Genomic DNA, 13,916 nt, shown 5'->3' with positions numbered 1-13,916 from the left:
ACCTGATGAGGTTTCTCATGGCGCTCTCCCCTTTCCACCTGGCTATTCCTGTGTACGACCTGGCGGCCGCCCGGCATTTTTATGGTGACGTTTTTGGCTGCCCTGAAGGTCGCAGCAGCGAGCAGTGGGTCGATTTCGACTTTTTTGGCCATCAGTTGGTGATTCATGAACACCCGCGTACCGCGGCGCAGGAACATGCCCATACCAACCCTGTGGATGGCCATAACGTGCCTGTGCCGCACTTTGGTGTCGTATTGGGTTGGGCGGAGTGGGAAGCGTTGGCGGATCGCCTGAAGGCACGTGAAATAGCGTTTGTAATCGAGCCCTATGTACGCTTCAAGGGACAAGTAGGTGAACAGGCCACCATGTTCCTGCTGGACCCTTGCGGTAACGCGCTGGAGTTCAAGGCGTTCAAGGACATCGATCAACTATTCGCCAAGTGAGGCTATTAGCCGTCGCTATAGGGTTCGCCATAAAAGCGCAGCAGGCAGAAGCCATGGCCAAAAGGATCACGAAGCACGGCCATGTCTCGAAATGCCGAACGCCGGACGTCACCCTCCAATGTAGCCCCGGCGGCTAGTACTTTTGCCAGGGCAACATCGAGGTTATCGACTACAACGTCGAGATGTACAGGTGTCCAGTGCTGGCCGTACTGGCGCACCTGTCCTGCGGTTTCGCTACCCGCTGGCTTTTGTAGCAGATAGATCGGAACATCTGCCCCGGCTAGCTCAACGACTTGTCCATCATAGAGCTTACGCTGCACCGTCAGATCCAGCACCTGCGTATAAAACTGGATGCCGCGCTCCAGGTCGTCGACATCCAGATTGATCAGCAAGCGTATAGTCATTAGCGCTTGGCTTCCATCAGACGTGGCAATTGCTGGGCCAACAGATCCAGCTGCATGGGCTGGCGTACATAACCGACAGCACGGCCGTTCGGGTCGATCAGAACCAGATTGGCGCCATGGTCCACGGTGTAGCTCTGCTGGGTGGTATCGGCCGGAATGAAGGGAATCCCGACGGTACTGGCCAGCGTCTGGGTGTCGGCCATGTCACCTGCCAGGGCTTTGAAGCCTGGATTGAAAAACTCTACGTATTGTTTCAGCCGCTCCGGTGTATCCCGGGCAGGATCGACGGTTACAAACGTTACGCCCAGCGCATTGCGATCCTTTTCAGGCAGTTTGGTGAACAGCTGCTTGAGTTGCGCCAGGGTCGCCGGACAGACGTCCGGGCAGAAGGTATAGCCGAAGAACATCAATCGCCACTGCCCTTTCAGCGAGTCGAGCGTAATCGCTTCCTTGTCCTGATTCGTAAAGTTGAGTGCAGGAAGTGCCTTGCCTTGAGGCAGCATGACGATGCCCGCGTCCATCAGCTCGGCAGGTGTTGGCGCCGCATCGGTTCGATAGGCACGGTAGCCGAGGGCTGCCACCGCAATCACGGCAAGAAAGATGGCAAGAATAAGAACGAGACGGCGAGCATTGGTCATGACGGACAACCTTGAGCAACGGAATGTGCATCAGGGTACTGGATGTGGGCCCGCCTCGCACCGTCAGCAGGCCGGATCGACCCGCGAAGCGTTTCAAGACGCTTCGCGAGCCTGTAACAACATCAGGTGGTAGGTTCGGTAGTATTGATGTAGTCCGGCACCTTGGCGAGCGGCAGTGTACGCACCTGCGCCTGAGTAGGACCCTGGCGGGGCGGCAATGGCTCCAGCGTCTGGGTCTGTCCGGTTTCCAGCGCCCGCTCGATGGCAGCCAACACCCGAATGTCCCGCCAGCCTTCATCACCGTCCATCTCAGGTGCCCGATTATTCAGGATGCAGTCGGAAAAATACTCGGTCTCGCCACCGAACTGGTCGACAACAGGATGTTCATGTTCCTGTGTCTCACCCTCGATGGTCGCACGATAGGTGATAGCTACACCTTCACCAAAACCGAAACAGGGCGACGCCTCGATTTCGCCTTTCGAGCCGACTACCTGGAAGCGCTCGGTATTGGGTGCGCTGTAGCTAACGGTAAACTGCGCCAGGCGCTCCTCAGGGAAGCGCAGGGTGACGGACACTGCGTCATAGGTCGTGATGTCACGCCCGGGTGTATTGACACCCACGGCATGCACTTCAATCGGCTCGTCACCAAACAGGTTGCGAACGGCATTGAGCGGATATGGCCCCATGTCCGGTACTGGTCCTGCCCAGTAACCATTCAGGGCGCGATGATTCTGAGGGTCTAAAGGCTGGGCGAACGTGGAAGTGAAGATACGCGGGTCGCCAATGTCGCCGTTGCGAATGCGCTCGACCATCTCGACCGTCCCCGGCTCGCAGTGCAGCCTGTAAGCGATCATGAGCTTGGCACCCGACTTCTTGGACGCCTCGATAATGGCCTTACAATCGTCCTCGCTGGTGGCCATGGGCTTTTCCAGCAGCACGTGGATACCTGCCTCAAGTGCCGGTACGGCAAATTCGCGGTGGCGGAAGTTGGGTGTAGCCAGGTAAATGGCGTCGATCTCACCGGAGGACAGCAGTGCCGGAAAGTCCTCGTAGCGATAGCTCTTGAGGTTGTACCGTTTGGCCAGTTCGTCGGCCTTGACCGGATCGCCTGTCACCAACGCCGTCATGACCGAATTGCTGGTCTGGCCAACACCCGGCATGAACGCACCCTGGGAAATCCAGCCACCCGCGACAACCGCATAACGGATCTTGCCCTCTGCACTTGGCATGTTGCTTGTCCTCCATTCGATGGGCAGGCGAAAAGCCTGACCCTTATTTCTGTCGGCAAGCAAGCGAGGGGTGAAGTTCCTCAGGCTGGACGACTGCTCGTTAAGAAAGCCGTCTAGCCTGCGGTATTTACTGAGGCAGTTGAGACGCCAGTTCGCGCAGGGCCGCTTCGGCACCCATAATGCGGCTCAGGCATTCCTGCGCCTTTTCAGGAGTCAGCCCCAGGCGCTCATACAGCTCAGGCGGAATGGGGCGTGCCGGGCCGCTGCCAATGCCTTCGGCGCGCAGCAGTTGCACGGCCATGAAGGTCAGGTTGGCATAGATGGCGTTGGGCCCGTCATAGGCCGGATAGGCCTGGAAGCGAAGCGCGGCTACCAGTTCTTCCGGCATTTCCCAGTTACGCATCAGCCAGGCGCCGATCTGCTCACGGGTGATGCCGATCAGGTGGCGCTCAATCAGGCTGCTGTCCAGATGCGGGTTGGCTTCCACGTGACGGCAGATCAGTGAGAAATGCGGCGGGAACACGTGAGCCAGCACCAGATAGCCAAAGTTATGCAACAGCCCGCACAGGTAGGCAATGCCCATCTCAGGACGAACCTTGCGTGGCATGGCGCGCGCCAGCCCTTCGATGACGGCGGCGGTAAAGATGGACTGCTTCCAGTACGGCGTTGCGCTTTGCGGCTTGTCTTTGGGCAATGTGATCGTCTTGCCCAGTGTCAGGCCCAGCGCCAGGTTGATGACCAGGTCGAAACCCAGAACCCGGACGATTGCATCTTCCACGGAGCGAATCTTGCCGGGCGCCGCGTAATACGGAGAAGACGCCCAGCTGATGACCTGGGCGGCTAGCGCCGGGTCGGTTTCCACTACGCCGGCCAGATCATCGACTGTTGCTTCGGGATTGACGCGCAGCTTGATGATTTTCTCGGCTGTCTTGGACAGCGGCGGAATTTCCAACGTCTCATCGAGGCGCTGCTTGATACGGCGCGCCGTGAAATGTGTGACGGCGCGGGTGATTTCCGCATCGTCCGCTTCCGGGCGCGTCTGATTAGGCTGAATATCCAGCAGCGGCTCGCCGAAACGGCCCGGGTTGGCCTCGGCCAGCAGGCGACGGAAATCATCCACGGAGACTTCCAGCAAGACATCTTCCTCGCCGGACTCCAACAGCAGGTTGGGCTCCTTGAGCAGGCGTTCGTCATACAGGCAGGGCGAACTACTCAACGTAGGCAAGCCCGGCAGCACCTTGAGTTCGTGCTTGTGCAGCGCCTGGGACAGCCGTTCAGGCTTCATGACGGTCAGCGTGCGGCCGGTTAATTCCGACAGACGGTTAAGGTCGAGCAGCTGATTCTGCGGAAAAAGAACCATCAGAACCCCGGTCGAGTCATCCAGCAGGACGGCCTGTACGCGTTGGGCATTGGAAGAGAGGCCCATCGTGGAATTCACTTCACGATAGGACACCCCCAGCTTATCCAGCATCTCCTTGATGGGTGCTGGTGCATGAGGGGTTGGCTCGGAGGTGTGGGCTACGTCAGTCATGGTATTTCCGCTAGGCCAGATGTAGCCAGTATAACTACCTCGCGCCGCACTGGAATGCCTCTGACCAAAGGTCACAAACTTTTATTTAGACCTGGCCGTATTGCTGACCATGGCGTAGCCAACGTTCCAACAGTGGACTGACATGGGCGGGCCATTTTGCCAGCAGTTCCTGAGCGGCATCCCGTACCGCCGGGAGCAGATCGGCATCGCGCATCAGATCAGCGACCTTGAATTGCAGGAGACCGGTTTGCCGGGTACCCAGCATTTCACCCGGGCCACGCAATTCCAGATCCCGTTCGGCAATCACGAAGCCGTCGTTCGTCTCCCGCATGATCGCCAGCCGCTCACGGCCAATATGCGACAGCGGAGGATGGAACAGCAGCACACAGTGGCTGACCGCACTGCCCCGCCCTACCCGGCCGCGCAACTGGTGCAACTGGGCAAGGCCCAGCCGCTCGGGGTTCTCGATGATCATGAGGCTCGCGTTGGGTACGTCCACGCCAACCTCGATCACTGTGGTGGCTACCAGCAGCTGCAACTCGCCCGCCTTGAACTGCGCCATGATTTCGGCTTTCTCGGCGGGCTTCATCCGGCCATGGATCAGGCCGACCCGCAGCTCGCCCAGGGCCAGCGACAATTCCTCGAAGGTGGTTTCCGCGGCCTGACAGGTCAGCTCCTCGGACTCTTCAATCAGCGTACACACCCAATAGGCCTGTCGGCCTTCCAGGCAGGCGGCGCGCACACGCTCCACGACTTCTTCGCGACGGGTATCGGTAATGGTGACGGTATTGACCGGCGTACGGCCTGGGGGCAATTCGTCCAGCACCGAGGTATCCAGATCCGCATAGGCGCTCATGGCTAGTGTGCGCGGAATGGGCGTCGCGGTCATGATGAGTTGATGGGGGCTCAGGCGCCCTTCTACACCCTTCTGCCTCAAGGCCAGCCGCTGTTGAACACCGAAGCGGTGCTGCTCATCAATGATGACCAGGGCCAGCCGTGCAAAGTGGACTTCACTTTGAAACAGAGCATGCGTGCCGACAACCATGGGCGTTGCGGCCGCAATGCGCTCCAGTGACGCGGCGCGCGCCTTGCCCTTGAGCTTGCCAGCCAGCCAGGCAACCTCTAGCCCCAAAGGCTCGAACCAACGTTGAAAATTCAGGTAGTGCTGCTCGGCCAGGATTTCCGTCGGCGCCATCAGGGCGACCTGATACCCAGCCTCAATGGCCTGCAGTGCAGCCATGGCCGCGACCACGGTCTTGCCTGCCCCTACGTCACCCTGTACCAGACGCAGCATGGGTTCATGCTGGGCCAGATCATGGGCAATTTCTGCACCGACCCGCTGCTGGGCGCCGGTAGGCTTGAAGCCCAGGTTGGCCAGGTATTGTTTGGGTAGTTTTTTAGCAGGTGGCAATGGCGGTGCCTGCTGCGCGCGCATGGTTTCACGCAGGCGTTGCAGGGAGAGCTGATGGGTCAACAGCTCCTCGAAAACCAGCCGGCGCTGTGCCCAGTGATGACCTATTGCCAGCTCCTCGACATCGGCGTCCGGCGGAGGGCGGTGGAGATAGCGCAGGGCCTCGGCCAGAGGGCCAAGCTTGTACTGTTTTGCCATTTCCGGCGGCAGCCAGTCTGGCAGGCTATGCGGCCCCAGTCGCTCCAGTGCCTGTTCGGTCAACTGTCGCAGGCGCAGCTGGGTCAGCCCTTCGGTGGTCGGATAGATCGGCGTCAGTGTCTGTTCGACAGGCGCTGGCGCGTCATCCTTCAGGGCCCGGTATTCCGGATGATAGATTTCAAGCCCCGATGCACCGGGCCGTACTTCACCGTAGCAGCGCAGGTGCGTGCCATGCTTCATGCCATCCTTCTGGGCCTGGCTGAAATGAAAGAAGCGCAGGCTCAATGTGCCACTGCCGTCCTGCAGGCGAACCAGCAGGCTGCGTCGGCGACCCATGATGACATCAGCGGTGGCTACGACGCCTTCTACAACAGCGTCCTGCCCAGGGCGCAAGGCCCCGATCGGGACGACCCGGGTACGGTCCTGGTAGCGCAAAGGCAGATGAAACAGGACATCCTGCAGATTTTCGAGCCCTACCCTGGCCAACTTCTCTGCCATGGCCGCGCCGATGCCTTTCAGCGCGGTGACCGGGATCGCAGACAGTTCGGTCATGCCGGTTGTACGACTCCTGCCGCTTCAGGTCGGGCCACGGAGCACAGGCGTACCGAGTCGGCCAGCACCTCGATGGCGCGTGGACGGGGGAAGCTGGCTCGCCAGGCAATGGCGACCGTACGATAAGGCACCGGCGCGGTGAACGGGCGAACCTCGATCACGCCCGGCGCATAATGATGGCTTTCCACTGCCGAGAACGGCAGGACAGACACGCCTAGCCCGGAGGCCACCATGTGGCGGATGGTTTCCAGCGACGAGGACTCGACCTGGGTATGCTTGGCTTCGTCCCCATGCTTGCGCACCGTCGGACAGGCTTCAAGCACCTGATCGCGGAAGCAGTGCCCTTCACCCAGCAGCAACAGGCTCTTGTCGCTGAGCTGGGCATTATCGATCGACTTGAGCTCCGTCCATGGGTGGCGTGCGGGCATCATGACGTAGAAGGGCTCGTCATAGAGCGCCTTGGTCAGAACGTCCGGCTCGCTAAACGGCAACGCGATGATGATGGCGTCCAGTTCACCGGTGCGCAGCTTGTCCCGCAGGACGTGCGTGAAATTCTCTTCGATATACAGCGGCATTTCCGGCGCCACACGGTTCAGCTGGGGAACCAGGTGGGGAAACAGATAAGGGCCAATCGTATAGATGGCGCCAATTTTCAGCGGAGCGCTGAGCTGGTTCTTGCCCGCCTGGGCCAGCTCGCGAATACCCTGGGCCTGTTCCAGTACTTTCTGGGCCTGGGCCACGATGCTTTCACCCGTGGGTGTCAGGCGAACCGCACTCTTGCTGCGTTCAAAGATCAGGATGCCCAATTCGTCCTCAAGCTTCTTCACCCCGACCGACAGGGTCGGCTGGCTGACATGGCAACGTTCGGCGGCACGGCCGAAATGCTGCTCCTGGGCAAGAGTCACGATATAGCGCAGTTCAGTGAGGGTCATGATTGAATCAATCCTTAGAGCCTTTCCATACACAGCGGCGCACGAGGCTCGGCGAGGTGTCAGGCAAGGCGCCATTCCGAAATGACGGCGACGCTTGAAGGTCGTCCGTTCCGAGTCGTTCGCCAGACGGGTCAGCTAATGACCAATTAACAAATACTATCACCTGCAAGCATAACGGCTGCTCTTTTTTGAACCAAGCTGTGTTGCAACGCTTGAGGCTTAAAACGTGACTCGGCAAGCTACTCCATTCGATCGCTATTGATGCAGGTATTCCTATGTCCGTCTCCCCTCGTGTTCTGATTGCCGGCTGTGGTGACGTTGGCAGTCGCCTGGGTGTACGCCTGCAGGCAGCTGGCTGGACGGTGCATGGGCTGCGCCGCTCGGTGGAGCAACTGCCCAAGGCTATTCTACCGGTCGCAGGCGACCTGACCGCCGCGGAGGCGCCAGCGCAATGGCCGACCGAGCCGCTGGATTACGTTGTATACGCCGCCGCGGCGACGCAGCACGATGAGGCCGGTTACCGTACTGCCTACGTCGAGGGCCTTCAGCATGTGCTGGCGTGGCTTACACAGCGCCAGCAGAAGCCGCGTCGGCTGGTCTTTATTTCCAGCTCTGGCGTATACGGGCAGAAAAACGGCGAGTGGGTCGACGAGACCGCCGCTACCGAGCCCGAAGGTTATTCCGGAAAGATTCTGCTGGAAGCCGAACAGGTGGCTCAGGCAAGCGGCCTGCCCGCTACAGCTGTGCGTTTGAGCGGTATTTATGGCCCTGGCCGCGAATGGCTACTCAATCAGGTTCGCCAGGGGTATCGCGTCGCCAGTGAGCCACCTCTGTATGGCAACCGTATTCACGCTGATGATGCTGCCGCGCTGCTCGCTCATCTGTTGAGCGCGGATCAACAGGGCGTTGCGCTGGAGTCTGTTTACTTAGGGGTGGATGACGAGCCTGCTCCGCTCCACGATGTCGTCATGTGGTTGCGTGAGCAACTGGGCGTTACCCATTGGGCGGAGGAATCTGCCGTACGCCGGGCCGGTAGTAAGCGCTGCCGCAATACGCGCGCCCGAGCCTTGGGATGGGCGCCGCAATACCCCAGCTTTCGCGAAGGCTATTCCGCTATCCTGAATCCTTAGTGCAAGCAGGCGCAGCCGTGGAGCTGCGCCCTGTCGTGCTTATTCCAGAACCAGGATACCGTCCATTTCAACCTGGGCACCCTTGGGCAGCGCTGCTACGCCAATGGCAGCACGCGCCGGATAGGGCTGCTGGAAGTAACGACCCATGATCTCGTTCACTTTGGCAAAGTGGCTGAGGTCAGTCAGGAAGATGTTCAGCTTGGCGATATCGGCCAGCGAACCGCCCGCGGCTTCCGCAACGGCTTTCAGGTTCTCGAATACCTGTACGGTCTGCGCCTCGAAGCCTTCTACCAGCTCCATGGTCTTGGGATCCAGCGGGATCTGCCCGGACAGGTAAACCGTATTCCCGATTTTGATCGCCTGGGAGTAGGTGCCGATGGCGGCCGGTGCATTCTCGGTATGGATCACGGTCTTGCTCATGGGGTCGCTCCTTTATCCAGATGACAAAAAGCCTGTCGATAGAACCGACAGGCTAGCAGGCATCAGGGATAGGTGGAAAGGCTCGTTAACTGCGAACGCGTGTGATGCTGGCGACGCCGGAAAGCGTACGCAGTTTTCGAATGACCCGAGCCAGGTGTACACGGTCATGCACGCTGACCACCAGCTGAACCACGCTGATGCGGCCGTCGCGCTCGTTCATGCTGATCTTTTCAACGTTGGCATCCACTGCCGTTACGCTGGTCGCCAGCATGGCGATCAGGCCGCGCTGATGTTCCAGTTGAACGCGTAGCTCTACATTGAATTCGCCCACTACATCCTTTGCCCAGGTGAGCGGGATGCATTTCTCGGGATTCTGGCGAATCTCGGCGATGTTCTTGCAGGTATCCAGATGGACGACCATGCCCTTGCCCGCCGACAGGTGCCCAACGATCGGGTCGCCTGGAATCGGCGTACAGCACTTGGCATAGCTGAGGACCAGCCCTTCGGTACCCCGAATCGCGAGCGGGCCTTCAGTTTGCGCCTTGTCTTCCTGGCTTTCGGCATCGGCCGATACCAGGCGACGGGCGACCACGTAGGCCATCTGGTTGCCCAGGCCGATCTCTTCCAGCAGGTCTTCGAGTACCACTACCTTGTATTCCGCCAGAACCGGCAGGATACGCGGCAGAGAAATCTTGGAGAGCTGGGTATTGAAGTTGGCCAGCGCCTTGTTGAGCAGACGCTCGCCCAGGCTGATCGATTCGGATCGGCGCTGCTGCTTGAGTGCATGGCGGATATTTGTCCGCGCTTTGCCGGTCACGACAAAATTCAGCCAGGCCGGATTGGGCCGTGTGCCGGGTGCAGTAATGATCTCTACCGTCTCGCCACTGTTGAGCGGCTGCGACAGCGGTGCCAGACGGCGGTTGATACGGCAGGCAATGCAGCTGTTGCCCACATCGGTGTGTACCGCATAAGCAAAGTCGACCGGCGTGGAGCCCTTGGGCAGCTCCATGATCCGGCCTTTTGGCGTGAAGACGTAGACCTCGTCCGGGAACAGGTCGATCTTCACATTCTCGATGAATTCAAGGGAATTGCCGGCACGTTGCTGGAGTTCAAGGATGCCCTTTACCCACTGGCGAGCACGGGCGTGGGAGCCCTTTGGCTCCTCTTCACCTGACTTGTAGAGCCAGTGCGCTGCAATGCCGTTGTTAGCCATGTCTTCCATTTCGCGGGTGCGAATCTGGATTTCAATCGGTACGCCATGCATGCCGAACAGGGTCGTATGCAGGGATTGGTAACCGTTGGCCTTGGGGATGGCGATGTAATCCTTGAAGCGGCCCGGAATCGGCTTGTACAGGCTATGCACCGCGCCCAGTACGCGGTAGCAGGTATCGACCTTATCGACGATGAGGCGGAAGGCATAGACGTCCATGATTTCATTGAACGACTTACGCTTGCCCCGCATCTTCTGATAGATGCTGTAGAGGTGCTTTTCGCGACCGATCACCTCGCCCGGAAGCCCTTCACGCTGAAGACAGCTGGTCAGCGACTCTTGGATCTTGCTGACGATCTCGCGGCGATTGCCCCGGGCGGCCTTGACTGCACGCCGGATACGCTCGGCGCGCATGGGATGCATGGCCCGAAAACCCAGATCCTCGAACTCGGCATACATATTGTGCATGCCCAGCCGGTTGGCGATCGGTGCATAGATTTCCAGGGTTTCCTTGGCGATGCGGCGGCTCTTGTCCGGCGGCATGGCATCAAGGGTGCGCATGTTGTGCAGCCGGTCGGCCAGCTTGACCAGAATGACGCGAATGTCACGCGCCATGGCCATGGCCATTTTCTGGAAGTTTTCCGCCTGGGCCTCGGCCTTGGTCTCGAATTGCATCTGGGTCAGTTTGCTGACCCCATCCACCAGCTCGGCCACTGTTTCGCCGAACTGCGCCGTGAGCGCCTCTTTGGCAATGCCGGTATCCTCGATGACGTCGTGCAGCATGGCGGCCATCAGGCTTTGATGGTCCATGTGCATATCGGCCAGGATATTAGCGACCGCAAGCGGGTGGGTCACGTAGGGCTCGCCGCTGCGGCGGCGCTGCCCATCGTGAGCTTGCTCGGCGTAGTAATAGGCGCGGCGGACCAGGTTGACCTGATCAGGGCCCAAATAGGACGCGAGCCGTTCGGAGAACGTGTCTATGGCTGGCATGGATGGCTTATCTCCTGCCGGCCCACGTAACGGCTCGTCGGTCCGGCATCTTACAGCGCCTCGCTATCGGCCTCGTTGTTTTCTTCGAAAGCAGCGAACAGCGGCTCTTCTTCAATGATATCTTCCTGACGAACCACTTCGTCATCGACCAGGCCTTCAGCGATTTCACGCAGGGCCACTACGGTCGGCTTGTCATTATCCCACGGTACTTTGGGCTCTTTGCCGCCGGTTGCGAGCTGACGCGAGCGCTTGGTGGCGAGCATGACCAGTTCGAAACGGTTATCGACGTTATCCAGGCAGTCTTCAACGGTGACGCGGGCCATGGTGTTCCTCGGTGGTAATGTGATCCCGAAGCGGGAGGACTGTGTAGTCTAAAAAATCGGCAGTGCTAAGGGAAGTGCCGTTTGGCTCATGACCGCTGGATCAGGAGCTTTTCGAGCAATTCGTTGTGCCGACGCTGCTGGCGGTCCAGACGCAGCTGCCTGGCCCGGAAGACGGACTTCAGATCTTCCAGCGCCGAGGCGAAGTCATCGTTGATGATCAGGTAGTCATATTCGACATAGTGGCTCATCTCGCTGACCGCTTCGTGCATGCGTCGCTCGATCACCTCGTGGCTGTCCTGCCCGCGGTTGTTCAGTCGCTGGCGCAGGGCTTCCTGGCTGGGCGGCAGGATAAAGATGGACTGAGCATGAGGCATCTTGCGACGCACCTGTTGGGCACCCTGCCAATCGATCTCGAGGATCAGGTCGTGACCTTCAGCAAGGGTCTGCTCCAGCTGGCGCTGGGACGTACCGTAGTAGTTGCCGAACACTTCGGCATGCTCCAGGAAGTCGCCATGCTCCAGCAGGCCCTGAAAGGTCGAGACATCCACGAAGTGATAGTTGACCCCGTCGACCTCGCCCGGGCGCATGGCGCGCGTGGTGTGGGAGACGGATACACGGACTTCAGGCAGGGCATCGAGCAGGGCCTTGACCAGGCTGGTCTTGCCTGCACCCGAAGGCGCCGAAACGATATAAAGGGTGCCAGGAAGGGCTGTCATAGTGAATGGCCTATTCGATGTTCTGCACTTGTTCGCGCATTTGCTCTATCAATACTTTGAGATTGACCGCCGCCTGGGTGGAGCGCGGGTCAAAGGCCTTTGAGCCTAGGGTGTTGGCTTCGCGGTTGAGTTCCTGCATGAGGAAGTCCAGGCGACGGCCGGCGGCGCCTCCGGCCTTGAGCACACGGCTTACCTCGCCTACGTGCGTCGTCAGACGGTCCAGCTCTTCTGCCACGTCGCTTTTCTGGGCCAGCATGACCAGCTCCTGTTCGAGCCGCTGTGGATCGGCCTCAAGGCTTAGCTCGGCAAAGCGGTCGAGAATCTTCTGGCGCTGGGCGGCGAGCATCTCGGGAATCAGCTCACGAAGCGCGGCCACCTCGACCAGAATGGCCTGCAGGCGCTCCTCGATCAGGCGGGCCAGCTCCGCTCCCTCACGGTTGCGACCGGCCTTGAGTTCATCCAGTGCGGCTGCAAACAGGGCTTTTGCCTCGGCATTCAGGGCCTGTGGATCGGCGCTCTGGGAGATCAGCACACCCGGCCAGCTCAGGACGGTCATCGGATCGATCAGGGCGGGCTGTTGGATCATCGACGCCAAGCGTTCGGCTGCTGCAATCAGCTGACCGGCGCGCTGTTCATCAATCTGTAGGCTGGGTGCGGCATTCTCTTCGCTGAAACGCAGGGTGCATTCCACCTTGCCACGTGACAGGCCCTGGCGCAGTGCCTCGCGGACACTGCCTTCAAGATCGCGAAACGCTTCAGGCAAACGCAGGTGCGGCTCCAGATAGCGATGATTGACCGAGCGCAACTCCCAGCTCAGCGTACCGTACACACCCGCGCGTTCAACGCGGGCGAAGGCCGTCATGCTATGCACCATGGAATGTCCTCGCTTAAGCAGTGCGGGAATACCCGGCAACGATCACGGAAGCGTTTTCGCTGCAGAGCGGTCCGCAAAAAAGAGGTAAGTCTACCCCAGCCTGACGGTGGGCCCAACGTAGTGATGTCGCATGATCCTCTATGGGGCCTATAATGACGACCAGTTTTCTCCTGCAACAGGTATCCCTACATGAATCGTCCGAGTGGTCGCGCTGCCGACCAGTTACGCGAGATCCGCATCACCCGTCACTACACCAAGCATGCCGAAGGTTCGGTTCTGGTGGAGTTCGGTGACACCAAAGTGATCTGCACGGTCAGCGTCGAGGCCGGAGTGCCACGCTTCCTGAAGGGCAAGGGTCAAGGTTGGCTGACGGCCGAATACGGCATGCTGCCACGTGCGACCGGCGAACGTACCCAGCGTGAAGCCTCCCGTGGCAAGCAGGGTGGCCGTACCCTGGAAATCCAGCGCCTGATCGGTCGCTCGCTGCGTGCGGCGGTAGATCTGACCAAGCTGGGCGAGAACACCCTATACATCGACTGCGACGTGATCCAGGCCGATGGCGGTACCCGTACGGCCTCTGTGACCGGAGCCTGTGTGGCGCTGGTCGATGCGCTGGCGGCGCTCAAGAAGCGTAGCGGGCTCAAGGGCAACCCGCTCAAGCAGATGGTTGCAGCCGTCTCTGTTGGCATCTACCAGGGCGCACCGGTGCTGGATCTGGACTATCTTGAAGATTCCACTGCCGAGACCGATCTGAATGTGATCATGACCGATGCTGGCGGCTTCATCGAAGTCCAGGGCACGGCAGAAGGTGCACCCTTCCAGCCTGAAGAGTTCAACGCCATGCTGGCGCTGGCTCAGAAAGGCATCAAGGATCTGTTCGAGATACAAAAGGCCGCCTTGGCCGAATGACCTGAT

At 59.8% G+C, this 13,916-nt stretch carries 14 protein-coding genes; 3 read left to right on the top strand and 11 right to left on the bottom strand.

The annotated features are described in order from the left end of the window. Positions 1 to 17: 17 nt before the first annotated feature. Positions 18 to 443, top strand: a complete 426-nt coding sequence (locus EAW52_RS01465; RefSeq protein WP_122044691.1) for a VOC family protein — start codon at positions 18 to 20, stop codon at positions 441 to 443. A gap of 5 nt (positions 444 to 448) precedes the next feature. Here the strand turns inward: EAW52_RS01465 and EAW52_RS01460 are convergent, their stop codons facing one another. The 6 genes from EAW52_RS01460 to EAW52_RS01435 form a co-directional block, all read right to left on the bottom strand. Beyond that, positions 449 to 847 carry a VOC family protein gene (locus EAW52_RS01460; RefSeq protein WP_305955122.1) on the bottom strand — a complete coding sequence of 133 codons (399 nt, stop codon included), beginning with the start codon at positions 845 to 847 and terminating at the stop codon, positions 449 to 451. Further along, positions 847 to 1,485, bottom strand: coding sequence for an SCO family protein (locus EAW52_RS01455; protein WP_122041147.1), 639 nt, complete (start codon positions 1,483 to 1,485; stop codon positions 847 to 849). Before EAW52_RS01455 ends, EAW52_RS01460 begins: the two co-directional genes overlap by 1 nt. Before the next feature lie 122 nt (positions 1,486 to 1,607). Beyond that, entirely contained in the window at positions 1,608 to 2,714 is a 1,107-nt protein-coding gene (locus EAW52_RS01450; protein ID WP_122041146.1) for a Gfo/Idh/MocA family protein, read from the bottom strand. Between the two features lie 127 nt (positions 2,715 to 2,841). After that, positions 2,842 to 4,245 (bottom strand): aminoacyl-tRNA deacylase and HDOD domain-containing protein, encoded by a 1,404-nt coding sequence (locus tag EAW52_RS01445; RefSeq protein ID WP_010796438.1) that lies wholly within the window; start codon positions 4,243 to 4,245, stop codon positions 2,842 to 2,844. 85 nt (positions 4,246 to 4,330) lie between these two features. Continuing rightward, positions 4,331 to 6,406 carry an ATP-dependent DNA helicase RecG gene (gene recG / locus EAW52_RS01440; RefSeq protein ID WP_122041145.1) on the bottom strand — a complete coding sequence of 692 codons (2,076 nt, stop codon included), beginning with the start codon at positions 6,404 to 6,406 and terminating at the stop codon, positions 4,331 to 4,333. Further along, on the bottom strand, positions 6,403 to 7,338 hold the full coding sequence (locus EAW52_RS01435; RefSeq protein ID WP_010796440.1) for a hydrogen peroxide-inducible genes activator: 936 nt from the start codon (positions 7,336 to 7,338) through the stop codon (positions 6,403 to 6,405). The genes recG and EAW52_RS01435 overlap by 4 nt, the downstream gene beginning before the upstream one ends. A gap of 275 nt (positions 7,339 to 7,613) precedes the next feature. Between EAW52_RS01435 and EAW52_RS01430 the strand changes: the two genes are divergently transcribed. After that, the gene (locus EAW52_RS01430) at positions 7,614 to 8,468 is read left to right on the top strand and encodes an NAD-dependent epimerase/dehydratase family protein (protein WP_122041144.1); all 855 of its coding nucleotides are present in this window, start codon (positions 7,614 to 7,616) and stop codon (positions 8,466 to 8,468) included. Between the two features lie 39 nt (positions 8,469 to 8,507). On the opposite strand, the gene EAW52_RS01425 is transcribed toward EAW52_RS01430, so the two are convergent. From EAW52_RS01425 to EAW52_RS01405, 5 genes are all read right to left on the bottom strand, one after another. Then, positions 8,508 to 8,888, bottom strand: a complete 381-nt coding sequence (locus EAW52_RS01425) for a RidA family protein (RefSeq protein WP_122041143.1) — start codon at positions 8,886 to 8,888, stop codon at positions 8,508 to 8,510. A gap of 85 nt (positions 8,889 to 8,973) precedes the next feature. Next, positions 8,974 to 11,088, bottom strand: coding sequence for a bifunctional GTP diphosphokinase/guanosine-3',5'-bis pyrophosphate 3'-pyrophosphohydrolase (spoT, locus tag EAW52_RS01420; RefSeq protein ID WP_122041142.1), 2,115 nt, complete (start codon positions 11,086 to 11,088; stop codon positions 8,974 to 8,976). Positions 11,089 to 11,138: 50 nt separating this feature from the next. Continuing rightward, a complete protein-coding gene (gene rpoZ / locus EAW52_RS01415) occupies positions 11,139 to 11,411 on the bottom strand; it encodes a DNA-directed RNA polymerase subunit omega (RefSeq protein ID WP_122041141.1) in 273 nt (90 codons plus the stop codon). 86 nt (positions 11,412 to 11,497) lie between these two features. Continuing rightward, positions 11,498 to 12,127 carry a guanylate kinase gene (gmk, locus tag EAW52_RS01410; protein ID WP_010796445.1) on the bottom strand — a complete coding sequence of 210 codons (630 nt, stop codon included), beginning with the start codon at positions 12,125 to 12,127 and terminating at the stop codon, positions 11,498 to 11,500. A gap of 10 nt (positions 12,128 to 12,137) precedes the next feature. After that, complete coding sequence (locus EAW52_RS01405; protein WP_010796446.1) at positions 12,138 to 13,001, bottom strand: YicC/YloC family endoribonuclease; 864 nt, start codon at positions 12,999 to 13,001, stop codon at positions 12,138 to 12,140. A 189-nt stretch (positions 13,002 to 13,190) separates the two neighbouring features. On the opposite strand from EAW52_RS01405, the gene rph reads away from it, so the two are divergent. Further along, on the top strand, positions 13,191 to 13,910 hold the full coding sequence (gene rph, locus EAW52_RS01400; RefSeq protein WP_010796447.1) for a ribonuclease PH: 720 nt from the start codon (positions 13,191 to 13,193) through the stop codon (positions 13,908 to 13,910). Positions 13,911 to 13,916 lie beyond the last annotated feature (6 nt).

This window comes from Pseudomonas sp. LTJR-52 (assembly GCF_003691465.1).
Lineage (GTDB): Bacteria > Pseudomonadota > Gammaproteobacteria > Pseudomonadales > Pseudomonadaceae > Chryseomonas > Chryseomonas luteola.
The sequence above is the reverse complement of the archived record's forward strand: the minus strand, read 5'-3'. Positions and strand labels throughout refer to the sequence as shown.

Excerpts from the sequence above, each read along its gene's own strand:
- EAW52_RS01465 (WP_122044691.1), top strand. The coding sequence starts at position 18 with ATGGCGCTCTCCCCTTTCCACCTGGCTATTCCTGTGTACGACCTGGCG.
- EAW52_RS01460 (WP_305955122.1), bottom strand. The coding sequence starts at position 847 with ATGACTATACGCTTGCTGATCAATCTGGATGTCGACGACCTGGAGCGC.
- EAW52_RS01455 (WP_122041147.1), bottom strand. The coding sequence starts at position 1,485 with ATGACCAATGCTCGCCGTCTCGTTCTTATTCTTGCCATCTTTCTTGCC.
- EAW52_RS01450 (WP_122041146.1), bottom strand. The coding sequence starts at position 2,714 with ATGCCAAGTGCAGAGGGCAAGATCCGTTATGCGGTTGTCGCGGGTGGC.
- EAW52_RS01445 (WP_010796438.1), bottom strand. The coding sequence starts at position 4,245 with ATGACTGACGTAGCCCACACCTCCGAGCCAACCCCTCATGCACCAGCA.
- recG (WP_122041145.1), bottom strand. The coding sequence starts at position 6,406 with ATGACCGAACTGTCTGCGATCCCGGTCACCGCGCTGAAAGGCATCGGC.
- EAW52_RS01435 (WP_010796440.1), bottom strand. The coding sequence starts at position 7,338 with ATGACCCTCACTGAACTGCGCTATATCGTGACTCTTGCCCAGGAGCAG.
- EAW52_RS01430 (WP_122041144.1), top strand. The coding sequence starts at position 7,614 with ATGTCCGTCTCCCCTCGTGTTCTGATTGCCGGCTGTGGTGACGTTGGC.
- EAW52_RS01425 (WP_122041143.1), bottom strand. The coding sequence starts at position 8,888 with ATGAGCAAGACCGTGATCCATACCGAGAATGCACCGGCCGCCATCGGC.
- spoT (WP_122041142.1), bottom strand. The coding sequence starts at position 11,088 with ATGCCAGCCATAGACACGTTCTCCGAACGGCTCGCGTCCTATTTGGGC.
- rpoZ (WP_122041141.1), bottom strand. The coding sequence starts at position 11,411 with ATGGCCCGCGTCACCGTTGAAGACTGCCTGGATAACGTCGATAACCGT.
- gmk (WP_010796445.1), bottom strand. The coding sequence starts at position 12,127 with ATGACAGCCCTTCCTGGCACCCTTTATATCGTTTCGGCGCCTTCGGGT.
- EAW52_RS01405 (WP_010796446.1), bottom strand. The coding sequence starts at position 13,001 with ATGGTGCATAGCATGACGGCCTTCGCCCGCGTTGAACGCGCGGGTGTG.
- rph (WP_010796447.1), top strand. The coding sequence starts at position 13,191 with ATGAATCGTCCGAGTGGTCGCGCTGCCGACCAGTTACGCGAGATCCGC.